The 14,775-nt window shown below is 63.8% G+C and carries 14 protein-coding genes; 7 read left to right on the top strand and 7 right to left on the bottom strand.

What is annotated here, in order from left to right; all coding sequences use genetic code 11:
* Positions 1-165 precede the first annotated feature (165 nt).
* The 6 genes from VNH11_06260 to VNH11_06235 all read right to left on the bottom strand — a co-directional run bounded on the left by VNH11_06260 (position 166) and on the right by VNH11_06235 (position 6,843).
* Positions 166-1,083: a DnaA/Hda family protein gene (locus tag VNH11_06260; protein ID HVA45973.1), complete on the bottom strand. Its 918-nt coding sequence runs from the start codon at positions 1,081-1,083 to the stop codon at positions 166-168.
* Positions 1,084-1,445: 362 nt separating this feature from the next.
* Positions 1,446-2,657: a cysteine desulfurase family protein gene (locus tag VNH11_06255; GenBank protein HVA45972.1), complete on the bottom strand. Its 1,212-nt coding sequence runs from the start codon at positions 2,655-2,657 to the stop codon at positions 1,446-1,448.
* Positions 2,658-2,661: 4 nt separating this feature from the next.
* Positions 2,662-3,321 carry a Uma2 family endonuclease gene (locus VNH11_06250; protein HVA45971.1) on the bottom strand — a complete coding sequence of 220 codons (660 nt, stop codon included), beginning with the start codon at positions 3,319-3,321 and terminating at the stop codon, positions 2,662-2,664.
* 184 nt (positions 3,322-3,505) lie between these two features.
* Positions 3,506-4,456, bottom strand: coding sequence for a rhomboid family intramembrane serine protease (locus tag VNH11_06245; protein ID HVA45970.1), 951 nt, complete (start codon positions 4,454-4,456; stop codon positions 3,506-3,508).
* Positions 4,457-4,519: 63 nt separating this feature from the next.
* Positions 4,520-6,262, bottom strand: a complete 1,743-nt coding sequence (locus VNH11_06240; GenBank protein ID HVA45969.1) for a DEAD/DEAH box helicase — start codon at positions 6,260-6,262, stop codon at positions 4,520-4,522.
* The gene (locus VNH11_06235; GenBank protein HVA45968.1) at positions 6,259-6,843 is read right to left on the bottom strand and encodes a hypothetical protein; all 585 of its coding nucleotides are present in this window, start codon (positions 6,841-6,843) and stop codon (positions 6,259-6,261) included. Before VNH11_06235 ends, VNH11_06240 begins: the two co-directional genes overlap by 4 nt.
* A 339-nt stretch (positions 6,844-7,182) precedes the next feature.
* On the opposite strand from VNH11_06235, the gene leuC reads away from it, so the two are divergent.
* The 5 genes from leuC to VNH11_06210 are packed head-to-tail and all read left to right on the top strand — an operon-like array spanning position 7,183 to position 10,954.
* Positions 7,183-8,607: a 3-isopropylmalate dehydratase large subunit gene (gene leuC, locus VNH11_06230; GenBank protein HVA45967.1), complete on the top strand. Its 1,425-nt coding sequence runs from the start codon at positions 7,183-7,185 to the stop codon at positions 8,605-8,607.
* Between the two features lie 12 nt (positions 8,608-8,619).
* On the top strand, positions 8,620-9,039 hold the full coding sequence (locus tag VNH11_06225; GenBank protein ID HVA45966.1) for a hypothetical protein: 420 nt from the start codon (positions 8,620-8,622) through the stop codon (positions 9,037-9,039).
* A gap of 4 nt (positions 9,040-9,043) precedes the next feature.
* Positions 9,044-9,982, top strand: a complete 939-nt coding sequence (locus VNH11_06220; protein HVA45965.1) for a hypothetical protein — start codon at positions 9,044-9,046, stop codon at positions 9,980-9,982.
* A gap of 34 nt (positions 9,983-10,016) precedes the next feature.
* Positions 10,017-10,604, top strand: coding sequence for a 3-isopropylmalate dehydratase small subunit (gene leuD / locus VNH11_06215; GenBank protein HVA45964.1), 588 nt, complete (start codon positions 10,017-10,019; stop codon positions 10,602-10,604).
* Between the two features lie 5 nt (positions 10,605-10,609).
* Positions 10,610-10,954, top strand: a complete 345-nt coding sequence (locus VNH11_06210; protein HVA45963.1) for a hypothetical protein — start codon at positions 10,610-10,612, stop codon at positions 10,952-10,954.
* Here VNH11_06210 and VNH11_06205 read toward each other — a convergent pair.
* A complete protein-coding gene (locus VNH11_06205; protein ID HVA45962.1) occupies positions 10,879-12,480 on the bottom strand; it encodes a methyltransferase domain-containing protein in 1,602 nt (533 codons plus the stop codon). The genes VNH11_06210 and VNH11_06205 overlap by 76 nt on opposite strands.
* A 302-nt stretch (positions 12,481-12,782) precedes the next feature.
* Between VNH11_06205 and VNH11_06200 the strand changes: the two genes are divergently transcribed.
* Together VNH11_06200 and VNH11_06195 are read left to right on the top strand one after the other, a co-directional pair.
* Positions 12,783-13,928, top strand: coding sequence for a DUF2156 domain-containing protein (locus VNH11_06200; GenBank protein ID HVA45961.1), 1,146 nt, complete (start codon positions 12,783-12,785; stop codon positions 13,926-13,928).
* Positions 13,929-14,025: 97 nt separating this feature from the next.
* Positions 14,026-14,307, top strand: coding sequence for a hypothetical protein (locus tag VNH11_06195; protein ID HVA45960.1), 282 nt, complete (start codon positions 14,026-14,028; stop codon positions 14,305-14,307).
* Positions 14,308-14,775 lie beyond the last annotated feature (468 nt).

The raw sequence follows: 14,775 nt of genomic DNA, 5'->3' as shown, positions 1-14,775 counted from the left end.
ATTTGCCGGACATGCGTGAACGGTGGCGCAACGGGTTTTCCACGTAAGGTGGGACCAGCGAGCTTGCGAGCGCCGGCCCACCATAAACGACGTCGCTATCGGTGGGCCGGCGCTCGCAAGCTCGCTGGTCCCACCTTACATATTGAACTTCGTGATTCATGACATTCACCCGGTTGCCAGGCCTTGCCGCAGTTCGAGCACGGCGTCGAACGTCGCCGCGTCCGTTCGCATCAGATCCTCAGTCTTCCGACAGCCGTGGAGCACGGTGGTGTGATCGCGGCCGCCGAAATACTCGCCGATCTGCTTCAAGCTCTTGCCGGTGAGCTGACGGGCCAAATACATCGCCACGTCGCGGGCCATCACGACGCCGCGGCGTCGCGAGGGGCTGCGCAACTCGGCCACGCGGAGAGCAAAGTAGCGAGCGGTGTGCGAGGCGATGGCCCTCAACGGCGGTTGCCGCGCGGCCACGCGCTGGCCTAGATAAGCCGCCACGAAGGCGTCGTCGATTTGCTTGCCCGCCGATTTCGCAGCCAGCTCGAGGTTGGCCAACACGCCCGATAACTCGGGGGCTGTCGAGGCAAGCGAACGGGCCAAGAGCCGCAACGCGCCGTCGCCCAGATGGAGACTTCGGGCTTCGCACAAGCTCGACAAAATCTGACGGCGGGTATCCAACTCCGGCGGCGCCAGCGGCACAACCAAGCCGGCACTCAGGCGGCTGATGAGGCCGGGAAGGAAGTTCGACAGCTCGTGCGGCGCCAGTCGCGAAGTGACGATCGCCAGACTGCCACGGTCGGCCAATGCATCCAGCGCGTGAAGCAACTCGGCCTGCGCGGGCGGCTTGGTCGAGAGGTACAGCAAATCTTCCAATACAAACAGATCGGCCGAGCGAAAGCCGGCCTGCCACGCGCTGACGGCCCGTTTGTCGACCGCATCGGCAAACTGCCGGGCGAAATCGGCGGCCGTGAGCAACACCGCTGTGTCATCGGGACGGCGTCGCTTCCAGGCCGCGACCAGGCCGTGTACCAAATGCGACTTGCCGGTGCCCGGCACACCGTGGATGACGATGGGCGAGAGGTGTCGCAAAACACCCTCTCCTTCCGGGCCCACAAGTGGGTGCCCCGGGCTGGGGTGAGGGGCGTCGCCTGCAACGCCGACTTGGCCTGCGCTATCGGCCTCGCTGAAGCTTCGGGTTTGTTGGCCTGCGCTATCGGCCTCGCTGACGCTTCGGGTTTGTATGTCGAGCAGCCTTTGGATTGTTCCGGCGGCCAAGCGATTTTCGGGGCCGAGCACGAAGCCGCGCTCCGGCGCCTCGGGCGTGGCGAGATCGGTCTCGCTCGTCCAATGTCCGATCAGGGGAAGAATTACAACGCCGTTTGTCAAAATCGGCTCCGTCCTCAACCGCCGCGCACCCGCTTGAAAAAATCGCCTGCTTGCCAATCGGCTGATTATAGCGGATTTGCCGCTGTCACGCGACGGGTGGCGGCGAATTTTTCGGCCGGCCGCCGGTGCCGCAAGTCATTGTAAGTAGCGATGATACGTCGAGCCGCTTCCCGCATCTCCGCCGCGGTCGAAGACGCACCGAAACTGAATCGCAAACTCGACCGGGCCAGCCCTTCGGCGACGCCCATCGCCAAGAGAATCGGCGAAGGCTTGCTCGACCCGCTGGCGCAGGCCGAACCGGTCGAGCACGCGATGCCGGCAAGATCCAACGCCATGCCCAACGCCTGCCCATCGACGCCTGGAAACGCGACGTGCGAGGTGTGCGGCAAGCGGTCAGCGTCGCGTCCATGAATCACCAGACCGGGGAACTCGGCGAGCAGCAAACCTTCGAATTCATCTCGCAACGACTGCATGCGCCGGCGGCGCTGATCGCCTTCACGATGCGAGCCTTCGAGCGCCGCGCGCATGCCCGCCGCCAACACCACCGGCTCGGTGCCTGGTCGAAAACCTTCTTGCTGATGGCCGCCGAAAAGCATGGGCCTGAGATCAATACCCGCCCGCACGACGAGCACGCCGATGCCGATCGGCCCGTGGAATTTGTGCGCGGTGGCGGTCATCGTCGCCACGCCAAGCTGGCGGAAGTTGACCGGCAGCTTGCCGACGGGCTGTACGGCATCGGTATGAACGGGCACGCCCGCCTCGGCGGCGATTTGTGCGATGCGCTCGACCGGTTGCAAAACGCCGGTTTCGTTATTGGCAAGCATCACCGAGATAAGGCGCGTATCGGGCCGCAGCAGACGATGCAGCTCGTCGACGAGCACTTCGCCGCTGGGAGCGGCCGGCAGTTTATCGACCTGCCAACCTTGGCTCGCGAGCATGTCGGCCGGACCCGCTACGGAAGGATGCTCGATTTCGGAAATGATCACCTGCCCTGGCGAAGCGTGGGATGCGGTCAGCCCGAACATCGTCAGGTTGTTGGCTTCCGTTCCGCCGCTGGTAAAGATGACGCGATCGGGCGGAAAGCCGTTCAGGTCGGCGCCGAGCAAGCTGCCGATCGCTTCACGGGCGTCTTCCAGCACCTGTCGTGCTCGGCGGCCGAAGGCGTGCTGGCTCGACGGATTTCCCCAGCACTCTTGAGCCGCGCGGGCCATCGCTTCGACGGCTTCGGCGGCGAGCGGCGTGGTGGCATTGTTGTCGAGATAGAGGGCGTCGGACATGGCACTACTTCTTCGGCTTCCGTTGCCGCGGTCTGGGCCATTCGGCGAACAGCTTTTTCAGGGCTACTTCGAAACCCGGCAACACGTCGCCGCCTGTCAGGGTGTCGTGCTCGTGGAGCACGGTGTGCGATTCTTTGCTGGTGAATACCTGCACGGTTTTTTGGCGAGGTTCCACGAACCAAACGAGGCGCACACCAGCGTCGAAGTAGTCGTCAAGTTTCCGCGACATTTCCTTGGCAGTGTTGCCTTTGCTCAAAACTTCAACCGCTAAGTCGGGGACCAGGTCAGGCAGTGGTTTGCCTGTGTAGCCACGGCTAGGAAACTTGCTCCACTCGGCGAAGGCGACATCTGGAATCCGCACGAGTCCCGGAAAGAGTCGCATCATGCCGCCTTCGCCCGACACGCGCCCCAAACGGTGTTTTTTGACGAAATTACCGATGAGTCTGCCAAGCTCGATAGCCAGGCATGATTCTTCATATCCCACGGTTTTCTCCACCAGCACGCCGTCGACCAGTTCACACAAGCAATCTTCACGGGCCTCGATGTCGAGCACGTCCTGCTCGGTGGCGGTTCCTGGCGCCGGAACACTGCGGATGCGCCAGGCCGGAATCGGGCCAAAAAGCTCGGCCAGATCAACGACAGTCAGAGGAGTGGCAGTACTCATGGCTTGGGGCATGATAAATCCGATCAAAGGACGCTTCGAGTCTAAACCCAACAATCGCCACCAGCAAGCCGAAGCAACGGAGGCCAAGAAATACGCGGCCCTGTTTTGTTCGCTGAAGGTCCCAGCCAGTTGGCAGCCTAGCGAGGATCGGAGGATGGCCTTCCCCGGCCGTCAGAAAGATGAATCAAGGAGACCGCTCGCGAAGGAGATCATCCATGGCCGCCGAGGTTTCGAGCCCTTCGGCGGCCTCACGGGCCTCGGAATCGGCCGGATTCAGCTCGTAGGCACGGCGAAAGGCCCGCGCGGCGTCGCGGTCGCGACCTTGCCTGTGGTAGGCGACTCCCAGATTGTGCCACCATTCCGATCGCGCTGGGCGCAAGCGGACGGCCCGTTCCAGCAAGTCCGCCGCAGCTTGGTTGTCGCCGCGCTGGATGGCTTGGATGGCCAGTTTGTCCAACTCCCGTCCGGCGGCGCCGGTAAAGTTGATGTAGGGACGGGCGAACGCGCCGGCGGCCAGCACGGCGGCCAAAGCGGCGACGAGCGCGGCGGCGGCGAGTGGTCTGCGATAGCCGCTGGGCGGCGCCATCACCAGCCCCGCCAACGCGCCGAAGCCGGCACCGGCCGCGTGTGCCACGTTCGCCACGCGCCATGTGCCCGTGTAGGTCAAGCCGATGCACAAGAACAGCCATAGGACGAGCCATTGCGTGGTTTGCGGGCTGATGGCGTCGGCGAACCGCCGATCGCGTTTGGCCAGCACCCACAGAAAGCCGAACAGTCCATAAGCGACGCCCGACAGACCTACGCCGCCGTCGGCCAGGTCGTAATCGGCGACCATCGAACCGGCGGCGAAGACCAGCAGCAACGCGGTGGTGACGAGCGGGCCAAAAACCTCTTCGACGCGACTGCCGAACACCGCGACACAGGACAGATTGAAGGCGAGGTGGATCATGTCGTAGTGGGGCAAGGCCGCGCTGACCAGCCGCCAGATTTGCCCTTGCCAGATTCGCGCATCGACGGTCAGCAGTTCGACATTGCCGCCCGACCACCACCAAAGCGTGACGACCACGGCCGCCAATTCCAGCGTCACGATCACCGGGAACCGTTCGGCGAGTTTGAGTAAGGCGGTTGCGGGCATTACGGCACGGTACGCGGATTTTCGGTTCCTGGCAACCGACTGCGGGATACTATGGACCAACCGCTACGCCGCCAGCTCGATCGGCCCGCTGGGGCACTTGAGCTGGAACAGCCCGAAAATCTCTTGCCGCGACAGGCCGCTGTGCTTGTGCGGTTCGGTGCCCGAAAAGATCGTGTCGAAGATTTCGCGCTTCTCTTCGAGGATTTGATTGATGCGTTCCTCAATGGTCTCGAGGGCCAGAAAGCGCGTCACCGTCACCGGGCCGGCCGCTCCGATGCGATGCACGCGGTTGATGGCCTGGTCTTCGACCGCCGGGTTCCACCAACGATCAAACAAGAACACGTATTCGGCAAACTGCAGGTTCAGCCCCACGCTGCCCGCCCCATAACTGATCAACAACAACGGACGCTCGCGATCTTCTTTGAATTCACGAATCACGTCGTCGCGCTTCCGCGATGCCACACCGCCGTGGTAGGCCAACGGGCGAAAGCCGGCCAGCCGCCGACCCAGCACGTCGAGCGTCTTCACCCATTGGCTGAAGACGAGCGCTTTTTGCCCGCTGGCCGCGATCTCTTCCAGGTCGGCGGCCAACCGCTCAAGCTTGGCGCTCGAACCGGTCGCCGGATCGAAATTGCAAATCTGCTTGAGCCGCAACACCAACTCGAAAACATGCTGAATCGTCGCCCCTTCGCCCATTTCGGTCAGCCGCAACACGCCGTCTTCTTCGGCCAGGCGATACGTCTCGCGCTGTTCGGGCGTGAGCGTCACGTCGGCGTCGCGGAACATCTTGGGCGGCAGCTCGGTGAGCACCTTGTCTTTGGTGCGCCGCAGAATGTAATCGCTGGCCAGCTTGCCCATGCGGCGGGGCTTCATCTGCGGCGTGAGGTAGCCGGGCGAAAGAAACTCGAAAATCCCGACCAGGTCGTCGGGACTGTTTTCCACCGGCGTGCCGGTCAGCGCCCAGTTGCGGCTGCGCGGGATCGAACGCACGATTTGCGAAGTCGTGCTCGATCGGTTCTTGATGCGTTGCGATTCGTCGAGCACCACCAGGTCGAAGTGTATCCCGGAGGTGAGCAGCTCGCGGTCGCGGTGCAGCAGCTCGTAGTTGGCGATCTTGACCGGGCTTTCCGTCAATTGCCACTGCCAGCGGCGCTTGGCCTGATCGCCTTCGATGACCGCGAGCGGCACTTCAGGCGCCCATTGATGGAACTCGCGCTGCCAGTTCGTCACCAAGGGTTTGGGGCACACGATCAGCGCGCTGCGCAGCTCGCCGGCGTGCAGCAGCAGGCGGATGGCCGTGATGGCCTGCATCGTCTTGCCCAGGCCCATTTCGTCGGCCAGGATCGCCGCATAGCGCGGATAAAGAAAAGCCACGCCTTCAAGCTGATAGGCATAGGGATGGACCGGAAAATGAAGGAGCTGGCTGCCGATGACCGCTTCCAGCGGCGGCTGCAACGTGTAATACAAGCGGTCTTCGAGCTTGATGATCTCGTTGGGTGGGTGGATGCGGGTCGCTTTGCGAGATTGACTGGCATGAATGGGCGGCTCCGGCGCCGCTGCCATCGGCGGTGGCAGGACAGTTCGCAATTCCGTGATCGCAGGAAAAACAAAATGCTTGACCTTGATGCGGGGCGGCGGCAGCGGCACGCTCAGAATCCCCGGCCGGGTGAGCGACTCGAACCGGCTTGTGGCTTCGGGAAGCGAGTCGGCCGGCAGATTGATCGTGTGAATATCGATGCTGGCCGTCGGCGCGGCTGTCGCGCGCCAGCTCCAGGCTTGCAGGGATTGCCAACCGTTGACGTTCATCGACCGGTCCGTTGCGCTTCTTCGATGGCATTGCGAATGCGGTCGAACGGCTCAGCCAGGTCGAAACGATCGGCAAGCGCGGCGAGCCGTTCGGCCAGTTCCACACGGTCGTCTGCATGCTGCGATGACACCGCCAGCCGGTTGCGACCCAACTCGAAACGGACCACGTCAGGCTGGCCGTGCGGCCTGTCGATGCGCACCATTCTGCCGCCGGTGGCAGGCGCCGCATCCTCCTCGGCTTGCTGTGCCTCGGGCGGATCGGCCACCAGCACGATCGGTAGCGAGACAAAATCACGGGCGGCGAGCACGGCGGGCAGGTCGGTGCAAACGGCGAGTGGTTTGGCTTGGCTTTTGGCGATCAACGCCTGGCCGATCTGCTCGCCGTAGAGGTAAGGCTGGAGCGTCGGCCCGTAGAGGATTTCCTGGGCACGATTCGGCTTGATCGGCGCGGTGCAGTGAAACTCCAGCGGCCGGCCGCTGGAGTTCAGCAGCAAATAGCCGCCGAACAAGCCGTGCAGTTCGTGTTCGACGACCGTCAAGAATCCTAATGCCGTGACCGGTTTCGACTCGCTCGAACCCATAACCCCCCTCAGCCCAGTCGGTATCGCAAGTAGACGAATCAAAAGCGGGCGGGCGGCAAGACGACGCTGGCAGCCACGTGGATAGAATCGGGGTGCCGGCCGTAGCGACTTTAAGGCGGCGAACAACTGGTAGCGATTGCCAGTTGCCAGAAGTGGGGTGCCGCTCGCAAGCCTTGCCTCGCTTGACTATAATACTGGGTCGCGAGCGGCGCAGGCCGCGTAGCATAATTCGTGAGAATTCTGGCCGCAGGCTCCGCTGAGTCCTCGATTTGCCGGGCCCACAGCCTAAGCCGCATTTCCGTTAAACCTTACGTGTCTTCTTTTCACAGCCGAGCCGCCATGCCGTCCGCCGTTTCGCCCCGCACGATGTTTGAGAAAATCTGGGACTCGCACGTGGTTGATGCCGAGCCGGGCAAGCAGACGATTCTTTACATCGACCTGCACCTGGTGCATGAAGTGACCAGCCCGCAGGCGTTCGAGGGACTGCGGTTGGCGGGCCGAAAGGTGCGGCGGCCGGAGCGGACCGTGGCCACGCCCGACCACAACGTGCCCACCACCGACCGCCGCCTGCCGATCGCCGACCCGATCTCAAAACAACAGATCGACACGCTACGGAACAACTGCCACGAGTTCGGCATCCGGCTTTACGATTTGAACGATCGCCAGCAGGGCATCGTCCACATCATCGGCCCGGAGTTGGGTCTGACGCAGCCCGGCATGACGATCGTCTGCGGCGACAGCCACACGGCCACGCACGGCGCGTTCGGTGCATTGGCCTTCGGCATCGGCACCAGCGAAGTGGAGCACGTGCTGGCCACGCAAACGTTGCTGCAATACAAGCCCAAGACCTTCGAGTTGCGGGTCGACGGCAAGCTGGCGCCCGGCGTCACCGCGAAGGATCTGATTCTCTATATCATCGGCCAGATCACCACCGACGGCGGCACCGGCTACTGCATCGAGTACACGGGCGACGCGATCCGCGCGTTGAGCGTGGAAGAGCGAATGACGGTTTGCAACATGTCGATCGAGGCCGGGGCGCGGGCCGGCATGATCGCACCCGACGAAAAGACGTTCGACTACCTGCGCGGTCGCGAGTTCGCTCCTCGCGACTTTGAGGCCGCCGTGGCCCGCTGGCGCGATTTGCCCGGCGATGCCGGCGCGGTTTATGACCGCGTGGAGGTTTTCCACGCCGGCAACGTGGTTCCGCAGGTCACCTGGGGCACGAACCCGGCGCAGGTCGCACCGGTGACGGCCAAGGTGCCCGACCCGGCGGAGTTCGGCAACGAGAACGATCGCAAGAGCGCGGCGCGTGCCTTGGACTACATGGGGCTGAAACCGGGCACGCCGCTGGCGGAGGTGGCCGTCGACCGCGTGTTCATCGGTTCCTGCACGAACAGCCGCATCGAGGATCTTCGGGCGGCGGCGGCCGTGGTGCGGGGCTATCATGTTTCGCGGCAGGTGCATGCGATGGTGGTGCCCGGCAGCGGACAGATCAAGGCGCAGGCTGAGCGCGAGGGGCTGAACCGCGTGTTTCAGGAAGCGGGATTTGAATGGCGCGAGGCGGGTTGCAGCATGTGCCTGGGGATGAACCCCGACACGCTTTCGCCCGGCGAGCGTTGTGCGTCGACCAGCAATCGCAACTTCGAGGGCCGTCAAGGCAAAGGCGGCCGCACGCACCTGGTTTCGCCCGCCATGGCCGCGGCGGCCGCGGTGGAAGGGCATTTTGTGGATATCCGCGACTGGAAGTACAAGGGTACGGTATAATCGGAAAAAGAGATGCCGCTGATTTACCGCGTCATGACGCGCGACGGTGAGAAGCCGAAGGTAGGCAACACGGCTCGTTCGCTGGGAGTTCGGCTGCCGCCGTCGCCTCGTCCCGACGTCGAGGTCAATGACGATGGAACCGTCGAGCCTGGGCGTGGCGGGATGTCGGTGTCGCCAAGCCTGGAGCGGTTGCCAAAACATCGCATACCGAAGCGCTTCGCGCACCGCGTTCCGGAAGTCTCAGGCTACGATGCCGACGCTTGTTGGTACATGGGGTCTGGGCCGTTCGAGGAAGGGCCGGTCGCACACGGCCTGGTGTTGAAGCTCAAAAGCGAAGATCATGGCTTGGTCGAGCCAGCGTTTGGGATGCCCTTGGCGGATTACCTGGCCGCTTTGGTGGCCACGCGCGACCAGTGGCAAATAGAGGAGTGACCGTATGATAATCGAAACCGCTGCTTCCTGTGCGCCTGGATTCACGGAGTACTGTCGTCTGTTTTGCCAGTTGCGATCGCTTGTCGCCGCTGGTCAGGACGAAAGCGCTGAAGGGGAAGAACTAAGGGACGAAATGGACTTCCTTTGGCAGCGGCTGACCAGGGCGGACCTAGACCGACTGGACGGCTTGGCGGCAGATCTTTCGCATGTAGGCACCGAGCGGACACAGTCGGGCGAAGTGCCCGACGCCCTGTGCGCCGAATTCCGATCGCTTCTCGCGACCAGGGATTTTGACGGCGCGTTGAGATTCTTGCGCGAGAACGAGGGGCGACTGCCGGCGCGTGATGTCGCCGTCTTACGCGGCATTCTTTGGGCAGACCTGGGGCAGTACGCTCCGGCAGCGGTGTTCATGTCCGACGCGATTCGGCTGAGTCCGGGCGATGTTCGATTCTTAGCACTGTATTTCCGGTTCCTCTTGAGCTCGGGACAAGCAAAACTGGCAAAAGCGGAAGCAGCGCGGCTGACGTTAGATGTGGCGGATCCGTATTTACTGCTGCTGTCGGCGGATGTTCTTTTCGATAGCCTCGAGTCAATTCCTGGATCTGGATTCGAGATGGAATTGCGCGAGGTCATTCAACTCGTCAATCGCGGTATCGGGAGCTTGCCGGAAGCTCCATCCGCGCCATGGCGCTCCGCAATTGCGTCTGCCGCAATGTATAGCAAGGCGCTCAGCCATGAGCTTCTTGGAGAAGAGGCTGAGGCGATGACCGCCGCCAGCGAAGCGGATAAGATTGCGCCACTAGGGCGGGCTACTGCGATTGCCTCACAACCAAAAGCATCGGCGCAAAGCAATGGTCGTTTCCGCGAAGAGCTGCATGCGCGCAGGCGGTTGGCACATGATGAAATCGTGACCTCCGCGAGTCCGTCATTATCTGCTGCGTGACTTGGTACCAACGGGGAGATACAGAAAGACCGATATGAAACCCTTCACCACCCACAGCGGCCTGGTCGTTCCGATGGACCGGGCCAACGTCGATACCGACCAGATCATCCCCAAGCAGTTCTTGAAGCGGATCGAACGGACCGGCTTCGGGCAGTTTCTGTTCTTCGATTGGCGACAGTTGCCCGACGGCTCGCCCGATCCGAAGTTCGAGCTGAACCGGCCCGAATACCAGGGCGCCACCGTGCTGTTGGCGCGGCGCAATTTCGGCTGCGGTTCCAGCCGCGAGCATGCTCCTTGGGCGTTGGAAGATTTCGGCTTTCGCAGCATCATCGCGCCCAGCTTCGCCGATATTTTTTACAACAACTGCTTCAAGAACGGCCTGCTGCCCGTGCGGTTGTCGGAGGAGCAAGTCGATGAGTTGTTCCGGCGCATGGCTCAATACCCCGGTTACAAGCTGACCATCGACTTGGAGTCGCGCACGGTCCGCGACGAGCACGGGCTGACGCTGAGCTTCGACGTCGACGACTCCCGGCGGCACTGTCTGCTGAACGGACTCGACGACATCGGACTGACGCTGGCGCACGAAGACAAGATTGCCACTTACGAAGCGGCGCACGCTTAAAACCTATGCCCCCATCACGCCGCGAACGAATTGAGTCGATGCTGGCGGACGATCCGCGCGACGTATTCCTGCGCTATAGTCTAGCGATGGAACTGGACAAAGAAAGCAACCACGAGCGGAGCCTGGAAACGCTGCGCGGACTGATGGCCGACACGCCGCCTTACGTGCCGGCTTTCTTCATGTCGGGCCAGCAGTTGACGCGCCTGGGCAGGATCGACGATGCGCGGGCCGTGTTGCGCGATGGCATCGAGCAGGCCCGGCAGCAAGGCAACGCTCATGCTGCCGGCGAAATGAGCGAATTTCTGGCCAGCTTGGGCACGCTGCCGGAGACTTCGGCAGGGGACGCATAGGCGCATGCCCGCCGCGTGCCTTGCCAACAGAGGAACAGGCCGGTTTTTCCGGCCGGGCCGTGCGTGATCGGTTCGACACGCAAGTCGCCGCAATGCCGCGCCATCCAGTGCTCGACCGTTTCCGGCAAAAACCACCGCTCCCACGGCTGGTGCAGCGACAACGGCTGCCGGGCGCGATGCTTGTCGATAATGAGAATCTTCCCGCCCGGCCGCACCACACGGCAAAGTTCGTCCACCGCCCGTTCGGGCAGCAGCGAATGCTCCAGCGACTCCACGGCGAAGACCCCGTCGAACTCTCCGTCGCCGGCCGGAATGCGCAACAGGCTGCCGGTGCGGCTTTCGATGCCCGGCGGCAGTCGGCGCAGCATGGCCGGCGCGGGGTCGATGCCGACCAGCCGCGCATGGGGAACGACACGCCTCAACTCGCATAGAAACCTGCCGGGGCCGCAGCCGACGTCGGCCACTTTCGGCGCGATACCCAGTGTCGCGAGCCAGTCGCGAACGGCAACCAAGCGACCGTCGTTTGCGGCAATGGCGGTCGGCAACTCGTTGGGCTGATCAAACGACGTGGCGACTTGCAGCCGGGCGGCATCGAGATAATGGTTGACCGCCCAAGCCGATTCACCCGTCGGCAGAGAGCGGCCCCATCGCTGCCACCAGCCGCCGCTGGGCCGCTGCTGCCGGTGCAAAAACGCGAGTGCTCGATCGGCCCGATCGCGCTCGCCCAAACGGAACCAGAGGGCCGACAAGTGTGCCAGCACGTCGTTCTCGCCCCAGGTGGCGTGCTCCGTCGCGGGCACGGATCCATCGCGGCGTTGCCGAGACGAGGGCCAACGTAGGATGTCGCGTGCCAAATCGACCTCGCCCAACGTCAGCCAAGCATCCGCGGCCTGGACGACCAGGCGGCCCGGCTCGTTCCACAAGTGCCAATCGACCGCGCCGCGCGATCGGACGAGAACGTCATCGGCGGTCTGTTGCCAACGTTTTGACCCCAACCACGGTCCAGCCCCAGACAATGCAGCCGCGCAGCGGACCGACACCGCCGTCCGCAGCCGACGATCGCCGCCCGTGCCCGCGAGAGAGAAATCCGCCAGCCGCTGGTTTAGGTACTCGGCGGCGCGTCGGGCCGGATCGTGGGCGACGACCATTCCGGCTGCGGCCAACTCGGTCAGAGCGACGAGCGCTTCGGCCGTATTGAGAAAGGAGCCGACATCCATGCCTGCTTGTGTAAAGCTGCCATCCGACCGCTGCGCCGACAACAGCCACCCGAGCCAGTCCTCGAGCAATTCGAGCTGCCCAAATTCCAGCAACGTCGGCAGGAGCGCCGCGGTCAACCCTGGGCACGGCGGCGCGCCGCATCGCACGGCCAGCCCGACGGAGCGCGACTGTTGGTTCAGCCAATTGACCGCCGACTCGACGGGCGTCGGCCGGTGGTCGTCGGCCGCGCTCCGGCACCAGGCCCGAACACGGCGAGTGGCGGCCGACGCAAGCCGCCGGTGCCAGGGCCAGGCGCGATCGGCGGCCAAGTCGCTGGTGACGGGGGTTCCGCTTGCGGAGCAAGCGGGCCACCGAGGGGCGGCGACGGCCGGTCCGTCGCCTTCCGGGCCACGGTTCGATCTCAAAATGTCGCTGTGCATCGGCGCGTCAAAGCACGACCAAGTACCGGACCCAAGGGGCGGCATTATCGCCCGTCGCCCGGTCTGCTCCAATGCCAGTTTGCGCAGCCCAGGCAAGTCAGCGAGTGAGTCCGTGTTACCACGCCCGGCGCTTCCTGCTAGAATCAGCCCTTTCCGTTTTCGCTCGCCCGCGCCAAGGAGGGTACGGTTCTATGCTGCCGGTTTGTCAGGAAGTCGATGGGTCCAATTCCTACGCCGCTCCGCCGCTCGTCAGAACGAGTACCGCGCGCGGGCCGCGCTCGCTGGAGGCCATCGCGTTCCGTCACGGACAATACTACGATTCGTACCTGGCCACCGATCGCGAGCGCGAAGTCTTCTGGTCGCGCGAGCGTCGGGGACTGGTCGCTCTCGTCCGCGTTGGCAGGTATCTGCAGGCGGGTGGCGGACTCATCGCGCCCCGCGACCACCGAGAGACGTTGCTGGCCGAGCTGGTGGCCCAGGCCGACGGCCGCGGCGAGTGGCTGTCGTTCTACAATGTGGCCGAGGACGATTTACCGCTGTTTCGCCGACATGGTTTCCAGGCGACGAAACTGGGCGAAGAGGCCGTTCTCGATCTCGGCGACTGGAGCTGCCAGGGCAAGCCGTTTCAATGGCTGCGCCGGCAAGTCAATCACTGTCGCCGGCAGCGGCTGGCCGTGCGCGAGTGCGTCCGCGAGCAGATGACCGCCGCCGAATGGGCAGGGGTGACCGTCGAGTTGGCGGAGCTGTCGGCCGCCTTTCTCGCCGGCAAACCGCAATCGGCCGAACTGCGTTTCCTCGATGGCAGCTTCGATCCGGCCCGTCTCGGCCGCCGGCGGATCTTTGTGGCCCGTTCTCAAGATCGCTGCGAGGGTTTTCTCGTTTGCAACCCCTATCGCAACGGCGCTGGTTGGGCTTTCGAAATCTACCGCCAGAGGCACGATGCGGTGCGCGGCACGGTCCCGTTCTTGATGCACGAGGCCATCGAGGCTCTGCGGCAAGAAAACGTGCGGCGGGTGTCGCTCTGTCTGGTGCCGGGCTTGCGTGCCGCGGCGCCGATTCCTGGAGACAGCACTCTGGTGCGCCGCAGTTTGTCGCTGGCGGGCCGCTACTTCAATTTCGTGTTCGATACGGCCGGGCTGTATCACTACAAGAGCCGTTTTCGACCGCGCTTTGAAGAGCGTTACCTTTGCGCTCGGCCCCGCGTGAGTCTGCGGTCGGCCTGGGCCTTGGTGCGGTTGCTGGGCGTGCTCGAAATCGAGCCGAGCAAGCTGGCGCGCGTGGTCGGCCGGCGCTGGCGCCATCGCCGCCGCCGTGCCACGCTGGCCCTGCCCGAATGAGCCGCTGCTTACAGCCGTTCTTCGATGCGGGGGGCGGAGTTGTTTCAGTGCCCGTGCCCAGAGAACGCGGGCGGCGTTGGGTGTGCGGTCCATTTTCTTGCCGATCTCCGGCCAGTCAAGCTCCTCGATGCTTCGCAAGATAGCGAAGATGCGCAACTGCCAACCCGAAAAAATGCCGCGTTTTGTCGAATGTGCGCAACTCGGCGGCAAGGCCGCGGCCGGTCTCCCGAGCGAGCCACCGCCGGTTGCGGAAACGCCAAAAACACCGTGCGCCAGCGAAGACGCGCAACTGCCAACCCCCAAAAAACGCCGCGTTTTTGCGAAGGTGCGCAACTCGCGCCCGAAGACGCCCAAGTCGCCACGGCCCATTGGCAACTGACCACTGACAACAGACCAGATTTCCAAAGATCCTTGCGTCAGGCTACTGAGTCCCGACACCTGCCCGCACCTTTTCGTTCTACCGCGCGACTGGCTCGGGAGGTTTCCGTGCAAAACCACCCCATCGGTTTGCGTGCGTGCCCAACTGTGCGTGCCGCCGCGCGGCCACGGCGATTGCCGCGGCGGGCTGCCATGATGCCGAGCTGCCTGCCTCTACACTTTAGACGCTCCGCCACGAACTGCCAGAAAGGTCCACATTCGTTTCGCCGCGGGGTACGCACGACCGGCCATCGGCCCGCTGTTTTTCCCGTCTGCCAGCAATACGAAACGGCGCGGCCCAAAATTCCACCGCGGCCTCTCTCCTCCTCATTTTCCCCGCTGAGGGCGATACCGGCCGCGGGGCCACAACATCGGGTTGACGCCAAGCAACGCGCGGCCGCCTTCGGGCTGCCGCCGACGTGCTTCTCGC

The organism is Pirellulales bacterium (genome assembly GCA_035533075.1).
GTDB lineage: Bacteria > Planctomycetota > Planctomycetia > Pirellulales > JAICIG01 > DASSFG01.
The sequence above is the reverse complement of the archived record's forward strand: the minus strand, read 5'-3'. Positions and strand labels throughout refer to the sequence as shown.

Coding starts and splice junctions, on each gene's coding strand:
- VNH11_06255 (HVA45972.1), bottom strand. CDS start 2,657: ATGTCCGACGCCCTCTATCTCGACAACAATGCCACCACGCCGCTCGCC.
- VNH11_06250 (HVA45971.1), bottom strand. CDS start 3,321: ATGAGTACTGCCACTCCTCTGACTGTCGTTGATCTGGCCGAGCTTTTT.
- VNH11_06245 (HVA45970.1), bottom strand. CDS start 4,456: ATGCCCGCAACCGCCTTACTCAAACTCGCCGAACGGTTCCCGGTGATC.
- VNH11_06240 (HVA45969.1), bottom strand. CDS start 6,262: ATGAACGTCAACGGTTGGCAATCCCTGCAAGCCTGGAGCTGGCGCGCG.
- VNH11_06235 (HVA45968.1), bottom strand. CDS start 6,843: ATGGGTTCGAGCGAGTCGAAACCGGTCACGGCATTAGGATTCTTGACG.
- leuC (HVA45967.1), top strand. CDS start 7,183: ATGCCGTCCGCCGTTTCGCCCCGCACGATGTTTGAGAAAATCTGGGAC.
- VNH11_06225 (HVA45966.1), top strand. CDS start 8,620: ATGCCGCTGATTTACCGCGTCATGACGCGCGACGGTGAGAAGCCGAAG.
- VNH11_06220 (HVA45965.1), top strand. CDS start 9,044: ATGATAATCGAAACCGCTGCTTCCTGTGCGCCTGGATTCACGGAGTAC.
- leuD (HVA45964.1), top strand. CDS start 10,017: ATGAAACCCTTCACCACCCACAGCGGCCTGGTCGTTCCGATGGACCGG.
- VNH11_06210 (HVA45963.1), top strand. CDS start 10,610: ATGCCCCCATCACGCCGCGAACGAATTGAGTCGATGCTGGCGGACGAT.
- VNH11_06200 (HVA45961.1), top strand. CDS start 12,783: ATGCTGCCGGTTTGTCAGGAAGTCGATGGGTCCAATTCCTACGCCGCT.